A 2,124-nucleotide genomic window follows, 5' to 3' on the forward strand; every position below is an offset into this window, starting at 1 on the left:
CCCGCGGGCTGCTGAGCGGCCTGGGTCACCGCCAACGCCTGCTCGGCCACCCCATCAGGAGTCGTGGTGTTCGGCGGGGCATCAAAGGGCGCCAACTGCGAGGCCGTGGCCGAAGCCGCCGCATAGCCATACATCGCCGCCGCATCCTGGGCCCACATCTCCATGTACTGCGCCTCGGTCGCCATGATCGCCGGCGTGTTCTGCCCGAAGAAATTCGTCGCGACCAACGTCGCCAACAACACCCGATTAGCCGCAATCACCGGCGGCGGCACCGTCATCGCAAACGCCGCCTCAAACGCCGCCGCAGCCGCCCGACCCTGACTGGCCGTGTCCTCGGCCAACCCCGCCACCGCAGAAAGCCAACTCACAAACGGCACCACCGCCGACACCATCGACGACGACGCCGGACCCACCCACGGACCCGACGTCAACTCCGCAATCACCGAGCTATACCCACTGGCCGCCGCAGCCACCTCAGCAGCAATCTCATCCCACGCCGCCGACGCCGCCATCAACGAACCCGAACCCGGACCCGCATACATCCGACCGGAATTGATCTCCGGCGGTAACGCCCCGAAGTCAAACACCTGTTCTCCTCAGTTGGCCGGGATCGCTGGCGATCCCGGCAGTCGCATCGGATCAGTGGTGGCCGTGGTCACGGCTTCGTAAGCATTCGCCACCCGTAAGTCGCTGGCCGCCCGGAATCACCGACTCAGACCTCTCGGTCCGCCACCCCAGTCGGCGGGCTGTCCGGCGCATCCTGTCGATCCCGTGCCTGACGCCCAAATGTGGCTTGCCGCCACGCTTCTCGGACACCCGGTCAGGAACAACGTGCACCTTTAGCCTCGATTGATCCCTGCTGTCAGCAACCGAGCGACAGTCCGCGGTCTTACCGAACTGTCGCTCGTGAATGAGATTAGTTCGTTATCAGGGGTGCGCCGACACCCGACGCCAACTGTTCATTCCAGGCCAGCCACTGTTCATTCCCTGTCGACGACAGTTCACTTGTGGCAACTGTTTGTTCATCCGGGGTTTGCTTTGAAATCGTTCTCGATAGCGCCTGCACGGCACCTCGCGCCGGTCAGTCCTCTTCGAGGATCAGCGCCATTTCGGGGCACGAAGCGACGCCGTCCCGGGTCAGCTGCTCGTCCTCGGGCCGCACCTCATGCTCCTCGAGGATCGAATAGCCGGATTCGTCAATCGGGAACAAGTCAGGGTCGACGGCGTAGCACTGGGCATGACCCACGCATCTGGCTTGTTCGAGACGAACCCTCATGAGGTTCCCTCCCTACCGGGCTTCGCAGAATTGCAAGTCGCGTCAGCGAATCGAGCGGCGATTCGTCGCTGGCTAGAGTGTAGAAGATCGCCGCCGCGTGCAGCCGTTGACCGGAAACCATCGCGCCGGCGCGCGATCGGATTCGTGTCCCATTGCGACACATGCGATATTGGTGTGCCGGCTGGAAACGGTGCCGACGAAGTCCCCGCCGCAGCGGTGAGCAGATCAAGATAGACAAGCGGAGAGCCCATGAGCACTCCTGGCCAAGGCCAGCAAGGCACGTTCCACCTACCGCGCCTCGATTTCGAGAAGTTACCGATGGCCGAGGACCGGGGCGTCGGGTGGAAGGTGTTGCGCGACGCCGGCCCGGTGGTGTTCATGAACGGCCATTACTACATCACCCGCCGTGAGGACGTGCTGGCGGCGCTGCGCAATCCCCAGGTGTTCTCGTCCACGATCCTGCAGCCTCCCGGTCACCCGCTGCCCGTGCTGCCACTGGCGTTCGACCCTCCTCAGCACACCCGTTACCGGAAGGTGCTGCAGCCCTTCTTCAGTCCGCTCGGCCTGAGCAAATCCCGCCCGGTGCTGGAGCGGCACGCCGCCGAAATGATCGCCGCCCTTGCGGGCCAAGGCAAATGCGAAGTGATGGCGGACTTTGCGCACCTGTACCCGTTCCAGGTCTTCATGGATCTCTACGGCCTGCCGATCCAGGATCGCGACCGCCTGATCGATTGGAAGGACACTGTCGTCAGCGACAAGCCCTACCTCACCCAGGCCGACCTCGAGAAGAGCCAGCTGCTGTTGGAGTACCTGGTCAATGCGATCCAGCAACGCCGCCAAAACCCCGG

2 protein-coding genes and 1 pseudogene are annotated in these 2,124 nt (G+C 63.8%); 1 reads left to right on the forward strand and 2 read right to left on the reverse strand.

Annotated elements, in window-relative coordinates:
- The coding region (locus tag A9X03_RS26080; RefSeq protein WP_156669877.1) for a PPE family protein at window positions 1–587 on the reverse strand (587 nt) is incomplete at its 3' end.
- Window positions 588–1,081: 494 nt separating this feature from the next.
- Window positions 1,082–1,276, reverse strand: a complete 195-nt coding sequence (locus A9X03_RS26085) for a ferredoxin (RefSeq protein ID WP_067748007.1) — start codon at window positions 1,274–1,276, stop codon at window positions 1,082–1,084.
- Between the two features lie 249 nt (window positions 1,277–1,525).
- Here A9X03_RS26085 and A9X03_RS26090 point away from each other — a divergent pair.
- Window positions 1,526–2,124: pseudogene (locus A9X03_RS26090) on the forward strand (cytochrome P450); the annotation flags it as partial.

The organism is Mycobacterium sp. E1715 (genome assembly GCF_001667625.1).
Taxonomy (GTDB): domain Bacteria; phylum Actinomycetota; class Actinomycetes; order Mycobacteriales; family Mycobacteriaceae; genus Mycobacterium.

Bases quoted from the DNA above. Each gene is read 5' to 3' on its own strand.
- A9X03_RS26085 (WP_067748007.1), bottom strand. From the start codon at position 1,276: ATGAGGGTTCGTCTCGAACAAGCCAGATGCGTGGGTCATGCCCAGTGC.